Consider the following 14,661-nt stretch of genomic DNA (forward strand, 5'->3'; position numbering starts at 1 on the left):
GCGGAGCGGGCGGTAGATCAGCGTCGCGTTCGAGTCCGGCGGTGCCGGCTCGCCTTCTCGCGATTCCCGCAGGTACTCATACTGCACCAGCGGCGACGCCCACCGCGCGAGGAATCCAAGAACAACCAGCCGCACCTGCCGCATTCCCTGATCCGGTCCGGCGGAAGGGTGTAGAGCGCATGAACCGCCAGCAGTGCCAGGACCGCGGGAATGGCTGCCGGAGCCGTCCAGTCCGCGGTGAAGTGGTCGAGCGGAGAATCGGGCCGCTGAACGTACCCGGCCCGTACGCCCGTCCCCGCACGTTCGAGAAGTGCGCCGAAGGCCTCGGCCGGGACCGCCGAATCGCGTGCGACCGCGCTGAACACGGCCCACGCCTGCTCGCGAACGGCCTGAACCTCTGCCACGAGGCCGTCCGCCTCCGCGAGAGGCGGAACCCGATCGAAGAGGCCCGCGGACGCGCACCACGTCAGGACGTCCGAGGGCGTCTCCAGCAGCTCGCCGTCCTCCGTCGGGTGCGCCCGGTCGAAGACGGCGTTCGTGAGGTCCAGGACCGGGTGGCCGCCGATGAACTGGGCGTCCTGCCAGGGCGGCCGGGCCTTGGCAGGAGTGGACGTAACCATTGAAACGATGTTATACGGTTTCCTGGTCCGCCGCCCCTCCTCGGCGCCGTTCGTGCCCGCAATGCTCGTGGCGATCAGCCTCGTGTGCGGAGGCCCGGTGACATGGAGCTGTTACCGCGGATGGACTCCCGGAAAAGATCTTCTGGTCGGTACCGTTGGGTGCGTCGGAACCGCGAAGGAGATCCGGGATGCCTGAAGTGAGCGGCCAGGCCGCCGTGATCTCCCAGATGGTCGCCGAGGCGCTGGGGCGTCCCGCCCTGCCGGAGGAGAACTTCTTCGAGGCGGGGATGGACTCGCTCGCCCTGGTGGAGATGCACGAGCGGATCACCGAGCGGCTGGGCCTGGAGTTCCCGATCACCGAGCTGTTCGCCAACCCCAATCTGGCGGCGCTGCTCGGGTTCGTGGGCGCCGCGGGGCGGCCGCCGGACGCCCCGCGGCGCGGCGACACGGCGGCGCGGCGCAGGCGGTCGGCGTCGTCGCGCCAGGCGCGGTCGCGGAGCCGGCGCGGGGACGCACGCTGAAGGCGGGGAGCATGGACGGTCACGCGCCGGAACCGATCGCCGTGGTGGGCGCGTCCTGCCGCCTGCCCGGCGCCCCGGGGCTGCGGGAGTTCTGGGAGGGCCTGAGCGGCGAGCGGGAGGCCGTGACCGCACTGGCCGACGGCGATCTGCTGCGTGCCGGGGTGAGCCCGGAGGAACTCGCCGACCCGTCCTACGTGCGGGCGGCGGCGCTGATGCCGGACGCCGCCGGGTTCGACGCCGCGTTCTTCGGCATGACGGCCGGGGAGGCGCGGCGCTGCGACCCGCAGGCGCGGGTCTTCGCCGAGCTGGCGCATTCCGCCCTCGAAAGCGCCGGTCTGGACGTCTCCGCGGTGGGCGAGCGCACCGGGGTGTTCGCGGCCTGCGGGACGGGCCGCTACCGGGACCTGCACCTGCGTGACGATTCGCCGGGGCCCGATCCGGCCGCTTCGGTGGCGGCGCTTCTCGGGCTGACGGGGCCCTGCGTCGGCATATCGACCGGGTCCCTGGCGGCCGTGCATCTGGCGTGCGAGGCGCTGCGGTCGGGCGACTGCGACATCGCCGTCGCGGGCGGCGGCCATATCCGCATGCCCTACGGTCACGGCTACCGGTGGGCGCCGGGCTCGCGGTACGCGCCGGACGGCCGGTGCCGCCCTTTCGACGCCCGCGCGGCCGGGACGGTCCCCGGCAGCGGCGCCGGCGTCGTGGTGCTGCGGCGGCTCTCGGAAGCGATCCTGGACGGTTCCCGGATCCTCGGGGTCGTTCGCGGCGGGGCCACGTCGCACGATCCGGCCGGGCCGTCCCGTTGCATCGCCGAAGCGCTGGACGCGGCCGCCGTCGACGCGGACGCCATCGGGTACGTGGAGGCCCACGGATCCGGCGTACCGGCCGAGGACCTCGCGGAGCTGGCCGCGCTGGGCGAGGTCATGGAAGGGCCGGTGCGGCTGGGGTCGGTGAAGTCCGCGGTGGGCGACCTCGCGTCGGCCGCGGGCGCGGCGGGGCTGCTCAAGGTCCTGCTGTCACTGGAACGGGGCAGGATCCCGGCGACCGTCAACGCCCGCACCCCGCATCCCGCGATCCGGTCGGGCCCGTTCGACATCGTCGGTGAGAGCCGCGCCTGGCCGCGCGCGGACGGCACGTCCCGGCAGGCCCTGGTGTGCGACCGGGCCACGGGTGACGTGCACGCCTGCCTGGTCGTCGCGGAGGGACCGCCCGCCCCCGCGCCCCTGCCGGATCGCAGGCCGCGGCTGGTGGTCTGGTCCGGGCACGACGCCCGCGCGGCGGACGAGGTGCGCGCGGGCCTGGCCCGGCACTTCGCCGGAGGCGCCGGGGACTTCGAGGACGCGGTCGCGACCTTGCAGCAGGGCCGGGCGACCCGTTCCCATCGCGGCGCCGCGGTCTGCTCCGATGCCGCCGAAGCCGCGGCGGCGCTCGCCGGGGAGGCGCAGGCGACCGAGGCGGGCGCCCCGAGGGTGGCGTTCGCGTTTCCCGGTGCCTTCGCCGGACCGCTCCCGCAGGGCCTCTACGGCACCGAGCGCACCTTCACGGAGACCGCCGACGTCCTGCTGGAACGGTTCGAGGACGAGGGACTGGACATCTACGACCTCTGGACGTCGGGAGAGATGCCGGAGGACGGGCCAGAGGCCCGAGCGCTCCTGTTCACCTTCGAGTACGCCCTGGCGCGGATGTGGCAGGCATGGGGCGTGCAGCCACACGCGCTGGTGGGCCACGGCGTGGGCGAGGTCGTCGCTGACGTGGTGCGTGGAACGCGCGAGCTCGGCAGCGTGATGGCCACCGACCTACCCGATCTGATCACGCCGTCCGTGGGCGACCACATGCGGGAGGTGCGCGCGACCGGGGCCGAGGTGGTCCTGGAGGCGGGCCCGGGAGACGCCCTCACCCGGCTGTTCCCGGACGACGGTCCCGTCACGGCTCTGGCGTCGTTCAGGGCGGACGGTCGCGGCGGCACACGCCCCGTGCTCGAAACCCTCGGGCGGTTGTGGACGATGGGCCGGCCGGTCGACTGGGCGGCGCTGGACTCCGACCGTCCGCCGCGCCGCGTCCCGCTGCCCGCCTACCCCTACCGGCGCGAACGGCACTGGGCCGTCCCCGGCTCCGGCCCGGCCGCTCCGAAGACCGGTACCGCCCCGGCGCGGGAGACCGCGATGGACCCGGAGATCACGCAGGTCCCCGGCCTGCCCGCCCCGGCCGAGCCGCTGCGCCCGCTGTCGCGCACCCAGCACGCGTTCTGGATGCTGGAGCGGCTCGCCCCCGGTACCGGCGTCTCCAACATCGGCATCGCGTTCCGCACCGCCCGCCCCCTCCGCTGGTACCCGCTGCAGACCGCGGTGGAGCGGCTGGTCGCCCGGCAGCCCGCACTGCGGCTGCGGTTCCCCGAGGTGGACGGCGTCCCGCTGCGCCACCTGACCGGCCCCGGCGACGCCCGGATCGAGGTGCCGACCGACACCACCACCGAGGAGACGCTGATCGGCGATCTCCAGGCGTTCCTGGACGAGCCGTTCGACCTGGGCCGCGACCCGCTGTTCCGGGCCGGGCACTTCGTCCTGCCGGACGGCGCCAGCGTGGTGTGCCTGGCCGCCCACCACATCGTGATCGACGCGCCCGCCGTCCAGCTCCTGGTCGAGGAGATCGGGCGGCTGTACGACGCCGTCGCCGAAGGGCGCGCCGTCCCGGAGGACCTGGCCGGGCCCGCGCCGCTGCTTGCCGAGCCGGAGCCCGACCCCGCGTCCCTGCGCTACTGGACCGACCGGCTGCGCGGCGCCGAACCCGAGGCGATGGTGCTGCCGGGCACCCGGCTGGCGCCGCGGCGCCCGACGTTCGCCGGGCACACCTGCAGCTGGGAGATGGCGGCGTCCGCGCGGGACGCGCTGGAGCGGCTGCGCGGCCGGCTCCAGGTGACCGACAACATCATCCTGATGAGCGCGTTCGCGCTGATGCTGCTGCGCCACGGAGCGGGCCCCGACCTGGTGATCGGGATACCGGTCACCACCCGGCGTCCCGCCACCCGCCGCAGTGTCGGCTACGGGGTCAGCACCCTGCCGCTCCGGGTGCGCCCCGACCCGGGCGCCGGGTTCGCCGACCTGGTCCGGCAGGTGGCGGAGGCGTTCTTCGAAGGCGTGGAGCACGCGGACGTCTCGGTGGAGACGGTGATCACCGAGCGGGGGCACGGCACCGGCGACTGGCGCGTCCCGCTGTTCCGGCACATGTTCAACTACCGGCCCTGGACCGACGAGCGGATCGCGATCACCGGTGAGGTGCCCGGCTACATCGAGGACCTGTTCGACCGCAGCCGGCTCGACCTGCAGTGCGTCGCCGTCCCCGAGCCGGGCCGCTTCACGCTGCGCGCGTGGCACAGCACGGAGGTGCACGACGAGGCGGAGATCGCGTCGTACATCGCGCGGATGCAGGTGCTGCTGGAGGAGGCGGCCGAGGACGCCGGCCGTCCGGTAGCGGAACTGGGCCTGGCCTCGGCGGGCGACCGCGCGGTGCTCGACGCCCTCAACGGCACGGAGCGGACGTGGGACGGTCCGGGAACGCTCGCGCAGCGCATCGCCCGGCGGGCCGCCGAGTCGCCGGACGCCGCCGCGGTCGTGGACGGCGACGACACGGTCACCTACGCGCGGCTGGTCGCGCAGGCCGTCGCGGTACGCGACCTCCTGCGCGAGCACGGCACGGAGCCGGGAGACGTCGTGGCGCTCGCGCTCGGCCGGTCGGCGGCCATGGCGGCGGCGGTGCTCGGGGTGTGGGCGGCGGGCGCGGCGTACCTGCCCCTGGACGCGCGGCAACCGGAGATGCGGCTGTCCTACCAGGTCGAGGACGCCGGCGCGCGCGCAGTGCTGGTGCGGCCCGGCGAGAGCGCCGGATGGGCCGGCGAGCGGCCGGTCCTCCCGGTCCCGGACGCCACCGGGCCGGGTGAGCTGCTGGACCGGGGCGCCCCCGAGCCGGGGGCCGCCGCCTACGTGATCCACACCTCGGGGTCGACGGGCCGCCCCAAGGGCGTCGCGGTCTCCCATCGCAACCTGCTCAACCTGGTCTGCGACTTCGCCGAACGGCTCGGGTGCGGGCCGGGCGAGCCCGTGCTCTGGTCGACCACCACGTCCTTCGACATCTCCTGGCTGGAGCTGTTCCTGCCGCTGCTGTGCGGGGCCCCGCTCGTGGTGGCGCCGGACGAGGCGCAGCTGAAGCCGTCCGCCTTCCTGGGACTGGTCGAGCGCCACGACGTCGCCGTGATCCAGGCGACGCCGACCGCGTGGCGGCTGGTCGCGGCCGAGGCGGCCGGGGAGCTGAGGGGCCGCACGGTGCTGTGCGGCGGGGAGCCGATGCCCGCCGCGCTCGCCCGCCGGCTGCTGTCGGCGGGGTGCCGCCTTTTCAACGTGTACGGCCCGACCGAGACCACGATCTGGTCGACCGCCGCCGAGATCACCGGAGCGCCGGAGGATCCCGTGCCGGTCGGCGCCCCCCTCGCCAACACGCGGGTCTTCGTCCTGGACGAGGCGGGCCGGGAACTGCCGCCCGGCGTGCCGGGGGAGCTGTGCGTCGCGGGCGACGGGGTGAGCCTGGGCTACCCGGCGCGGCCGGACCTGACCGCCGAGCGGTTCGGAGACCATCCCCGGCACGGGCGGTTCTACCGGACCGGCGACCAGGCCCGGGTGCGGCACGACGGTGCCCTGGAGCTGCTCGGACGGGCCGACCGGCAGGTGAAGCTGCGCGGCCACCGCATCGAGCTGGGCGAGGTCGAGGCGGTGCTGCACGAGCACCGCCGGGTCCGGGCCGCCGCCGTCACGCTGGCGGGCGACCCGCAGGGCGACGGGCGGCTGGTCGCCTACGTCGAGCCGGACGCCGCGCCCGGCGACGGGCTGGCCGAGGAGTTGTGGCGGCACGCCCGCGCCCGGCTGCCCGGCTACGCCGTGCCCTCGGGATTCACGCTGCTGGACGGCCTCCCCGCGACGCCCAACGGCAAGATCGACTACGCCCGCCTCCCGGCGCCGGAGGAGGCTCCCGCGCCGGCCGCCGCGCCGTCCCCGGGCGACCCCGGGCTGGTGGAGCGCCTGGTCGGGCTGTGGCGGGAGACGCTGCGACGCCCCGGCCTGGGCGCGCGCGACAACTTCTTCCTGCACGGCGGGCATTCGATCCTCGCGGTGCGGCTGGTGAGCGCCCTGGAGGAGATCGCGGGCACCGAGGTGGACGTGCGGACGGTGTTCGAGTATCCGACCCCCGCCGAACTGGCCGCGCATCTGGGGGAGAGGCCATGAGCCCGCCGCTGTTCGTCCCGGTCGAGGCGCGTCCCGAGGCGCGGATCCGGCTGGTGGTCTTCCCCCATGCCGGCGGCGGGCCCGCGTCGGCCGGCTCGCTGGCCGGCCGCTTCCCCGGCGACGTCGAGGTCTGGTCGGTCAGCCCGCCGGGACGGCAGGCCCGCCTGGCCGAACCGCCCCGCACCGACCTGGATCCGTTCGTGGCGGACCTCGCGGCCGACCTCCCCCGGCACGTCCCGGAGCCGTTCGCGCTGTTCGGTTACTGCAGCGGCGCCCTGCTGGCCTTCCTGACGTGCCGGGCGCTGGACCGCCCCGCGGCACGGCTGATCGTCGGCTCGTTCGCCGCCCCGGACGTCGCGGTGCTGCCGCGCCGGCTGCACGCGCTGCCCTCGGACCTGTTCTGGGACGAGCTGATCGAGATGGGCGGCGTCCCGGACGAGATCGCCGCGCGGGAGGCGCTGCGGCCGGTGCTGGAACCGGCGCTGCGCGCCGACTTCGGCCTGCTCGCCGGATACCGGCACCGCCCGGCCGCCGCCCCGCTCGGCACGCCGGTCACCGTCCTGTACGGGCGGCACGACACCTCGCTGACCCGGGGCGGGCTGCTGGGCTGGCGGCGGCAGACCGCGGACCGCCCCGTCCTGCGGGGGCTGGACGCATCGCACTGGCTGGCCGAGACCGCCCCGGACGAGCTGGCCGCCGTCATCGCCGAGGAACTCGGGAGCGCCGGATGCGTCTCGGATACAGCCTGAGCTACTGGGGCAACACCGGGCTGCGGCCCGCCGACCACCTGGAGCTGGTCGCCGAGGCCGAACGGCTCGGCTACGACTCGGTGTGGGCGGCGGAGACCTACGGCACCGACCCCGCCGCCCTGATGGCCTGGCTCGCGGGCCGCACCGGTCGGATCGGGCTGGGCACCGCGATCCTCCAGATGCCCGCGCGCCGCCCCGTCGCCGCGGCGATGACCGCGGCGACGATCGACCAGATCTCCGGGGGACGGTTCCGCCTGGGGCTCGGCTTCTCCGGGCCGCAGCTGGTGGAGGGCTGGCACGGGCTGCCCTACGGCCGTCCGCTGGCGGAGTCCCGCGACTACGTCGCGGTCGTCCGCAAGGCGCTGGCCCGCGAGCCGGTCGTGCACGAGGGCGAGACGCTGACCGTCCCCCTGCCGGGCGGGCAGGGCAAGGAGATGTCGCTGGCCGTCTCGCCGGTCCAGGAGGAGCTTCCCGTCTACCTGGCGACGATCGGGCCGAAGGCGGTCGCGCTCACCGGTGAGATCGCCGACGGCTGGCTGCCGCTCAACGTCCCGCCGGAGTACCTGGACGGCTGCCGCGGGCTGCTGGAGGAGGGCGCGGCCCGCTCCGGCCGGTCCCTGGACGGCTTCGACACCGCCCCGATGATCCTCACCCTCGTCGAGGACGACCTCGACATCGCCTACGACATGATGCGCCCGATGCTGGCCCTGTACCTGGGCGGCATGGGCTCGCGGAAGACGAACTTCCACAACCGGCTCGCGCGGCGGCTCGGCTTCGCCGGCGAGGCCGAGGCGATGCAGGAGGCGTTCCTGGCCGGACGGCAGGCCGAGGCGATCGCGGCGATGTCGGACGAGCTGGTCGACGCCATGACCATCTGCGGGCCGCCCGAGCACGTCCGCGACCGGATCGCCGCGTACCGCGAGGCGGGCGCCACCACCCTGATCGTCGGCCTGGTGCATCCCACGCTGCGGCTCCGGATGGAGCAGCTACGCCTGATCGCCGAGCTGGCCGGAGTCTAGCCGGGCCCGCGCCTCCTCGTCGGTGAGCCGGTCGATCTCCTCGGCGAGCAGCCGCTCCACCTCGGCGGCGAGGTCCCGCAGGGTGCGGTGGGCGAAGACGGTCCGGACGGGGACGTCCAGTTCGAGGGTCGCGCCGAGCCGGGCGGTCACCTTGGTGGCCAGCAGCGAGTGCCCGCCGAGGTCGAAGAAGTCGTCCGAGGTCCCGGCGCGGTCGATGCCCAGCACCTCGCACCAGATCTCGGCGACCAGGTCCTCGGCGGCCGTTTCCGGGGGCGTGTGCTCGCGATCCCTGCTTCCCCGTTCGGGTGCGGGCAGTCCGGCCCGGTCGAGCTTGCCGTTGGGGGTGAGAGGCAGCCGGTCCAAGGGGACGAAGGCGGCCGGGAGCATGTAGGCGGGCAGCACCCGGCCCAGATGCCCGCGCAGCTCGTCCGCCCAGGGCCGCGCACCGGCCTGGGCGACGACGTACGCGGTCAGCCTGGGGTCGCCCGGAAGGTCCTCCCGCACGACGACCGCCGCCCCGGCCACCTGCGGGTGCTCCAGCAGGACGGACTCGATCTCCGCCGGCTCGATCCGGTACCCGCGCAGCTTCACCTGGTCGTCCGCGCGTCCCAGGAACTCCAGCGCGCCGTCGGGCCGGTACCGGGCCAGGTCACCGGTCCGGTAGAGGCGGCCGCCCGGGGGCCCGAACGGGTCGGGGACGAAGCGCTCGGCGGTCGTGGCGGGACGGCCGCGGTAGCCGCGGGCCACCCCGTCCCCGCCGACGCAGACCTCCCCGGCCGCGCCGATCGGCACCGGATCGAGCCCGCCGTCCAGCAGGTGCACGCGGGTGCCGGGCAGCGGGCGCCCGATCGGGGGTCGCTCCTCCGCCCGGCCGGGATCCAGCTCGGCGGAGGTGGCGATGATCGTCGTCTCGGTCGGGCCGTAGGTGTTCACCAGCCGCACGCCGGTACGTCCGAGGCGCGCCCATGCGGCCAGCGCCGCGCCCGGCAGCGGGTCCGCGCCGAGGATCAGCAGCCGCAGGCCCTCCGGCCAGCGGATCCGCTCCCCGTGCGAGACCAGCTCCAGCCAGTACGACGTGGGCAGGTCGAGGACGGTGAGCGCGGCCCCTTCGGACGTGCCGAAGAAGTCCGGGAGCGGCATGCCCGCGGGAGGCAGGACCAGCGCGGCCCCCGAGGCGAGCGCCGGGTAGATCTCCTCGGCGTGCGTGTCGAAGCCGATCGAGGCGAACTGGAGCACGCGGTCTCCCGCGCCGAGCCCGTAGTCGTCGCGCATCCTGCGCACGCGGGACGCCAGCGCGCGGCGCTCGACCTCCACGCCCTTCGGCCTCCCGGTGGTTCCGGAGGTGTAGCAGACGTAGGCCAGATCGGCCGCCGCGGCGGCGGTGGACGGCGCGGGGCCCGCCGTGTCCTCCGCGTCCAGCGGCAGCGCGGCGACTCCCGGGACGTGCGCCGACCCGTCGGTGAGCAGCAGCGCGGCGCCGCTGTCGCGGACCATGTACTCCAGCCGGGCGGGCGGATGGGCGGGGTCGAGCGGCAGGTACGCGGCACCCGCCCGCTGCACGGCGAACAGGGCCGCGACCAGGTCGGGCGAACGTTCCCCGCAGACCCCCACGACCGTGCCGGGGCCCGCGCCGGCCGCGCGGAGCGCACCGGCGAGACGGCCGGCCCGCGCGTCCAGCTCGGCGTAGGTGAGGGTGCGCCCCTGCTGGCGCACCGCGACCGCGCCGGGGGTGCGGGCGGCCTGCCGGGACAGCGACTCATCCGGGGCATCCGGGGCGACCGGGGAGCTTGCGGGGCGGGGACCCGAGGCGAACGTCAGGAGCGTGCGGCGCTCCTCGTCCCCGAGCATCTCCCGGTAGAGGGTGGACAAGGACGGGTCGCCGCCGTCGGCCACGAGCTCCAGCAGGCGCCGGAAGTGGCCCGCCATCCGCTCCATGGTGGCGCGGTCCCACAGGTCGCGGTTGTAGGACAGGAAGGCGAGCATGTCTTCCGGCCGCCGGGTGACGTCCAGCATGAGGTCGAACTTGGCCTGGCGGACCCCCGGCTCGAACGGTTCGCAGGCCAGGCCGGGCAGGTCCGCGGTCGCCGCCTCCGCGTCCTGCATGGCGAACATCGCCTGGAAGAGCGGCGTCCGGCCGGTGTCGCGCCGCGCCCCCAGGGCGGTGATCAGCTCCTCGAAGGGGAGGTCCTGGTGGGCGAAGGCGTCCAGGGCGGTGCCCCGGGTCCGGTCGAGCAGCTCGCCGAAGGAGGGATCGCCGGACAGGTCGCCGCGCAGCACGATCGTGTTGGGGAAGAACCCGATCAGCGGTCCCAGTTCGGGACGGTCCCGGCCCGCGACGACCGAGCCGACGCAGACGTCGTCCTGGCCGGCGTGCCGCGACAGCAGCACCTGGAACGCGGCGAGCACGGTCATGAACAGCGTGGCCCGCCGGGTGCGCCCCACCCGCTCCAGCCGGCCGGCCAGCTCCGCGGGCAGGACCAGGGCGACATGGTCGCCCGCCGAGGTGCGCACCGCGGGACGCGGGCGGTCCGTCGGTATCTCCAGCGTCGGCGCTCCGGCCAGCGCGCCCGACCAGAACGCCAGCTGGTCGCCGTCGGCGCCCTGCTCCCGCCGGGCGCGCCGCCAGGCCGCGAAGTCGCCGTACTGGATCGGCGGCGGCGGCAGCGGCGACGGCCGCCCGTCCAGGGCCGCCCCGTACAGCTCGGACAGCTCGGACAGGAACACCTTCAGCGACCAGCCGTCGGCGACGATGTGGTGCAGCACCGCGCAGAGCACGTGGTGGTCCTCGCCGAGCCGCAGCAGGTGCGTTCTCAGCAGGGGCCCCCGCTCCAGGTCGAACGGGCGGTTGGTGCGGTCGGCAACGAGTTCGCGGGCGCGGGCCTCGCGTTCACCGGCGGGCAGCCCGGTCAGGTCGAGCCGCTCCGGCTCCACCCGCGCGCCCGCGCCGACCTCCTGGACGGGCCGCCCGTCGCCGGCGGCGGGGAAGCGGGTGCGCAGGATCTCGTGCCGCCGGACGATCTCGTCGACCGCGTGCCGCAGCGCCGGCCCGGCAAGCCTGCCCCGCAGCCGCAGGACGATGAACATGTTGTAGGACGCGTCGTCCGGGTCGAACTTCTGGAGGAACCACAACCGTTCCTGGCCCGCGGTCAGCGGGACCGGGGTGCCGTCGTCCGCCCGCCGGGGGATGCCCGGCTCCCGCGCCCCGGGCGGGGCGGCGCCCAGCCTGCGTTCGAGCGCGGCCCGCTGCTCCGGGCTCAGCTTGGCCAGGCGCTCACTCAGGTCGCTCATGGTCCGGGCTCCCCGGCGACGTCGTCCAGCAGCCGGTCGAGGTCCTGCCCGCCGAGCCGACGTTCCAGGATCTCCAGGGCGTACCCCTCGACCGTGGTGATCTCGAAGCAGCGGCGGAGGGGCAGCTCCACGCCGAAGGCCGCGCGGACGCGGTTGATCAGCTCCACCACCAGCATGGAGTGGCCGCCCAGCTCGAAGAAGTCGTCCAGCGCCCCGACCCGGTCCCGGCCGAGCAGGTCCCGCCAGATCGCGCACAGCTCCTCCTCCATGGGGGTGCCGGGGGCCCGGTAGCCGGTTCCGAGCGTCCGGCGCCCGGCGCCCGCGGGGGAGGGGAGCGCCGCCCGGTCGAGCTTGCCGCTGGACCCGGCCGGCAGCGCCTCCACCGGCACGAACGCCTGCGGGATCACGGTCGGGGGCAGCCTGCGGGACAGGTGGTCGCGCAGCACCTTGGTGATGTCGCCCGGGTCGCCGGACCACACCGCGTAGGCGACGAGGCCCGGCCCGCCGGGGGCGTCCTCGCGGAGCGCCGCCGCCGCCCGCTCCACCCGCGAGTGCTCCGCCAGCGCCGTCTCGATCTCGCCCAGTTCAACGCGGACGCCGTGCGCTTTGACCTGGGTGTCGGCGCGGCCGAGGAACTCGATCGCGCCGTCGGCCCGCCGCCGGGCCAGGTCGCCGGTCCGGTAGAGCCGCGAGCCCGGCGGGCCGAACGGGTCGGGGACGAACGACGCCGCGGTGCGCCCGGGCCGCCCGTGGTAGCCCCGGGCGAGCTGGACGCCCGCGATGTGCAGTTCGCCCGGCATCCCGGCCGGGACCGGCGCCATCCGCTCGTCCAGGACGTACAGCGCGGTGTTGGGCACGGGACGGCCGATCGGGACGGGCCCGGACGCCCGCGGTTCGCACCGCCAGGCGCTGACGTCGATGGCGGCCTCGGTCGGCCCGTACAGGTTGTGGAGTGCGGCGTCCGGGAGCCGGTCGGCGAAGCGGGCGGCCAGGTCGCGGGGCAGCTCCTCGCCGCTGCAGATCACTTGGCGCAGCGACCGGCACTCCTCGACGCCCTCGGCGGCCAGGAACGACGCCAGCATCGAGGGCACGAAATGCGCGGTCGTCACCCGCCGCTCCTTGATGAGGTCGCGCAGGTAGGACGGGTCCCGGTGGCCTCCGGGCGTGGCGAGGGCGAGGGCGGCGCCGCAGACCGGCGGCAGGCACAGCTCCCACACCGAGACGTCGAAGCTGATCGGGGTCTTGTGCAGGACGACCGCGCCCGGAGGGTGGGAGCGCCGCATCCACTCCAGCCGGTTGACGATCGCCTCGTGGGTGGTGACGACGCCCTTCGGCCTGCCGGTCGTCCCGGAGGTGTAGAGGAGGTAGGCGGCGTCGCCGGGGCGGTTGACCCGTGCGGGCTCGCCGTCGGGCAGGTCGCGCCACGCGGCGTCCTCGTCGAGGGGTACGAGCCGGGCGGGCAGGTTGCGCAGGCGGCCGGACAGGTGCGACTGGGTGAGCACGAGGCGGGCCCCGCTGTCGGCCACCAGGGCGGCGAGCCGCTGCCAGGGATGGTCGGAGTCGAGCGGCGTGTAGACGCCGCCGGCCTTGAGCACCGCCAGCACGCCGGCCACGAGTTCGGGAGAGCGTTCGGCGCAGACCGCGACGGGCGTCTCGGGGCCGACGCGCTGGGAGCGCAGCCAGTGCGCCAGCCGGTTGGCGCGGGCGTGCAGTTCGCCGGAGGAGAGCGTGCCGCCGTCCGGCGCGATGACGGCCGTGGAGCCGTCCGGTGCGGCACCGGTCAACAGGTCGCCGAGGACCGTGCCGGCGCCGAGCGGCATCGAGGGGCCGCGGGAGGCGGCCAGGATCCGCTCGCGTTCCCCCGCGTCCATCAGCGGCAGCGCGGAGATCGGCCGGTCGGGATCCCGCACCGCCGCGGCGAGGAATTCCTGGAACCAGCCCGCGAGCCGTTCTGCCGTTCCGGCGTCGAACAGGTCGGTGGCGTACTCCAGCCGCCCGTGCATCCTGCCCTCGCGGACGTTGAGGTCCAGGCTCAGGTCGACCTTGGTGGTGCCGTTGGCGATCTGCCCCCGGGTGTCGGACGGGACGAGGTTGAACGCCACCTGGAACAGCGGCGGACGGCTGAGGTCACGCTGCGGCCGCAGGGCCTCGACCAGCCGCTCGAAGGGCATCTCCTGGTGGTCGATCGCGTCCAGCAGGGTGCCCCGCACCCGCCGCGCCGCCTCCCGGAAGGACGGGTCGCCGGACAGGTCCGTGCGGATGAGGACGGCGTTGACGAACATCCCGATCAGGGGTTCGAGCTCCGGCAGCACCCGTCCGGACATCGGGCAGCCGACGGTGATGTCGTCCCGCCCGGCCCAGCGCGCCAGCACCGCCTTGAACGCGCCCAGCAGCGCCATGAACGGGGTCACGCCCAGCGCCTTGGCCAGCCGGTCGACCCGCGCGGTCAGCTCGGGCGGCAGCGAGAACAGGTGCAGTCCGCCGCCGTAGGTGCGGACGGCGGGGCGGGGGCGGTCGGCCGGCAGGCCGAGGTCGGCGGGCAGGCCGTCCAGGCGCCGCCGCCAGTACCGCAGTTCCCCGGCCAGGAATTCGTCGGTGAGCCGGCCGCACTGCCAGGCGGCGTAGTCGGCGTACTGGATCCGCAGTTCGGGCAGGTCCGGGGGGCGCCCGGCGGCCGCCGCGGCCAGGACCTCGTACAGCTCGTCGACGAAGATCGCCGAGGAGGCGCCGTCGAAGACCGTGTGGTCGCAGATCCACACCAGCCGCAGGTCGTCCTCGTCCAGGCGGACCAGCCGGGCCCGCCACAGCGGTGCGGTGTCCAGCGCGAACGGCCGGCCCGCGTCGTCGCGGGCGATCCGGTCGAACTCGGCCTCCCGCTCCGGGGCGGGCAGCGCGCCGAGATCCGTGGTGGCGAGGGCGGCCGGCACCCCGGCGTGGACGAGCTGGACGACCTGCCCGTCCCGGAAGTCGAACGTGGTGCGCAGCGGTTCGTGCCGCTTCGCCAGCGCCGCCAGCGCACCCTCGACCAGTTCGGGGTCCGCGTCCCGCGGCATCGGCATCCACAGGCAGACGTTGTAGACCGCGAGGTCGGGCTCGAACCGGCTGAGGAACCACATCCGCTCCTGACCGGACGAGACGGGGAAGACGTCGACGCTCATACGGTGCCCTTCCTGGGGGTGGGCCCCCAGACCCCT

7 protein-coding genes are annotated in these 14,661 nt (G+C 75.2%); 4 read left to right on the top strand and 3 right to left on the bottom strand.

Annotated elements, in window-relative coordinates; genetic code table 11:
* Positions 1–17 precede the first annotated feature (17 nt).
* Complete coding sequence (locus E1285_RS13185; RefSeq protein ID WP_132151646.1) at positions 18–620, bottom strand: CGNR zinc finger domain-containing protein; 603 nt, start codon at positions 618–620, stop codon at positions 18–20.
* A gap of 188 nt (positions 621–808) precedes the next feature.
* Here E1285_RS13185 and E1285_RS13190 point away from each other — a divergent pair, with 188 nt between their 5' ends.
* From E1285_RS13190 to E1285_RS13205, 4 genes are read left to right on the top strand one after another with little or no spacing between them, the layout of a single operon-like run.
* Complete coding sequence (locus E1285_RS13190) at positions 809–1,141, top strand: acyl carrier protein (protein ID WP_132151648.1); 333 nt, start codon at positions 809–811, stop codon at positions 1,139–1,141.
* Positions 1,142–1,152: 11 nt separating this feature from the next.
* Positions 1,153–6,411: a non-ribosomal peptide synthetase gene (locus E1285_RS13195; RefSeq protein WP_132151650.1), complete on the top strand. Its 5,259-nt coding sequence runs from the start codon at positions 1,153–1,155 to the stop codon at positions 6,409–6,411.
* Positions 6,408–7,160: a thioesterase domain-containing protein gene (locus E1285_RS13200; protein ID WP_132151652.1), complete on the top strand. Its 753-nt coding sequence runs from the start codon at positions 6,408–6,410 to the stop codon at positions 7,158–7,160. Before E1285_RS13195 ends, E1285_RS13200 begins: the two co-directional genes overlap by 4 nt.
* Complete coding sequence (locus tag E1285_RS13205) at positions 7,139–8,179, top strand: LLM class F420-dependent oxidoreductase (protein WP_132151654.1); 1,041 nt, start codon at positions 7,139–7,141, stop codon at positions 8,177–8,179. The genes E1285_RS13200 and E1285_RS13205 overlap by 22 nt, the downstream gene beginning before the upstream one ends.
* Here the strand turns inward: E1285_RS13205 and E1285_RS13210 are convergent.
* Both E1285_RS13210 and E1285_RS13215 read right to left on the bottom strand, forming a co-directional pair.
* Complete coding sequence (locus tag E1285_RS13210) at positions 8,147–11,467, bottom strand: non-ribosomal peptide synthetase (protein ID WP_132151656.1); 3,321 nt, start codon at positions 11,465–11,467, stop codon at positions 8,147–8,149. The two genes, E1285_RS13205 and E1285_RS13210, sit on opposite strands and share 33 nt — an antisense overlap.
* On the bottom strand, positions 11,464–14,625 hold the full coding sequence (locus E1285_RS13215; protein ID WP_132151658.1) for a non-ribosomal peptide synthetase: 3,162 nt from the start codon (positions 14,623–14,625) through the stop codon (positions 11,464–11,466). Before E1285_RS13215 ends, E1285_RS13210 begins: the two co-directional genes overlap by 4 nt.
* Positions 14,626–14,661 lie beyond the last annotated feature (36 nt).

The sequence above is a fragment of the Actinomadura sp. 7K507 genome (assembly GCF_004348425.1).
Lineage (GTDB): Bacteria > Actinomycetota > Actinomycetes > Streptosporangiales > Streptosporangiaceae > Spirillospora.

What these genes read in the sequence shown, in the direction of transcription:
- E1285_RS13210 (WP_132151656.1), bottom strand. Translation starts at nt 11,467, where the DNA reads ATGAGCGACCTGAGTGAGCGCCTGGCCAAGCTGAGCCCGGAGCAGCGG.
- E1285_RS13185 (WP_132151646.1), bottom strand. Translation starts at nt 620, where the DNA reads ATGGTTACGTCCACTCCTGCCAAGGCCCGGCCGCCCTGGCAGGACGCC.
- E1285_RS13215 (WP_132151658.1), bottom strand. Translation starts at nt 14,625, where the DNA reads ATGAGCGTCGACGTCTTCCCCGTCTCGTCCGGTCAGGAGCGGATGTGG.
- E1285_RS13190 (WP_132151648.1), top strand. Translation starts at nt 809, where the DNA reads ATGCCTGAAGTGAGCGGCCAGGCCGCCGTGATCTCCCAGATGGTCGCC.
- E1285_RS13200 (WP_132151652.1), top strand. Translation starts at nt 6,408, where the DNA reads ATGAGCCCGCCGCTGTTCGTCCCGGTCGAGGCGCGTCCCGAGGCGCGG.
- E1285_RS13205 (WP_132151654.1), top strand. Translation starts at nt 7,139, where the DNA reads ATGCGTCTCGGATACAGCCTGAGCTACTGGGGCAACACCGGGCTGCGG.
- E1285_RS13195 (WP_132151650.1), top strand. Translation starts at nt 1,153, where the DNA reads ATGGACGGTCACGCGCCGGAACCGATCGCCGTGGTGGGCGCGTCCTGC.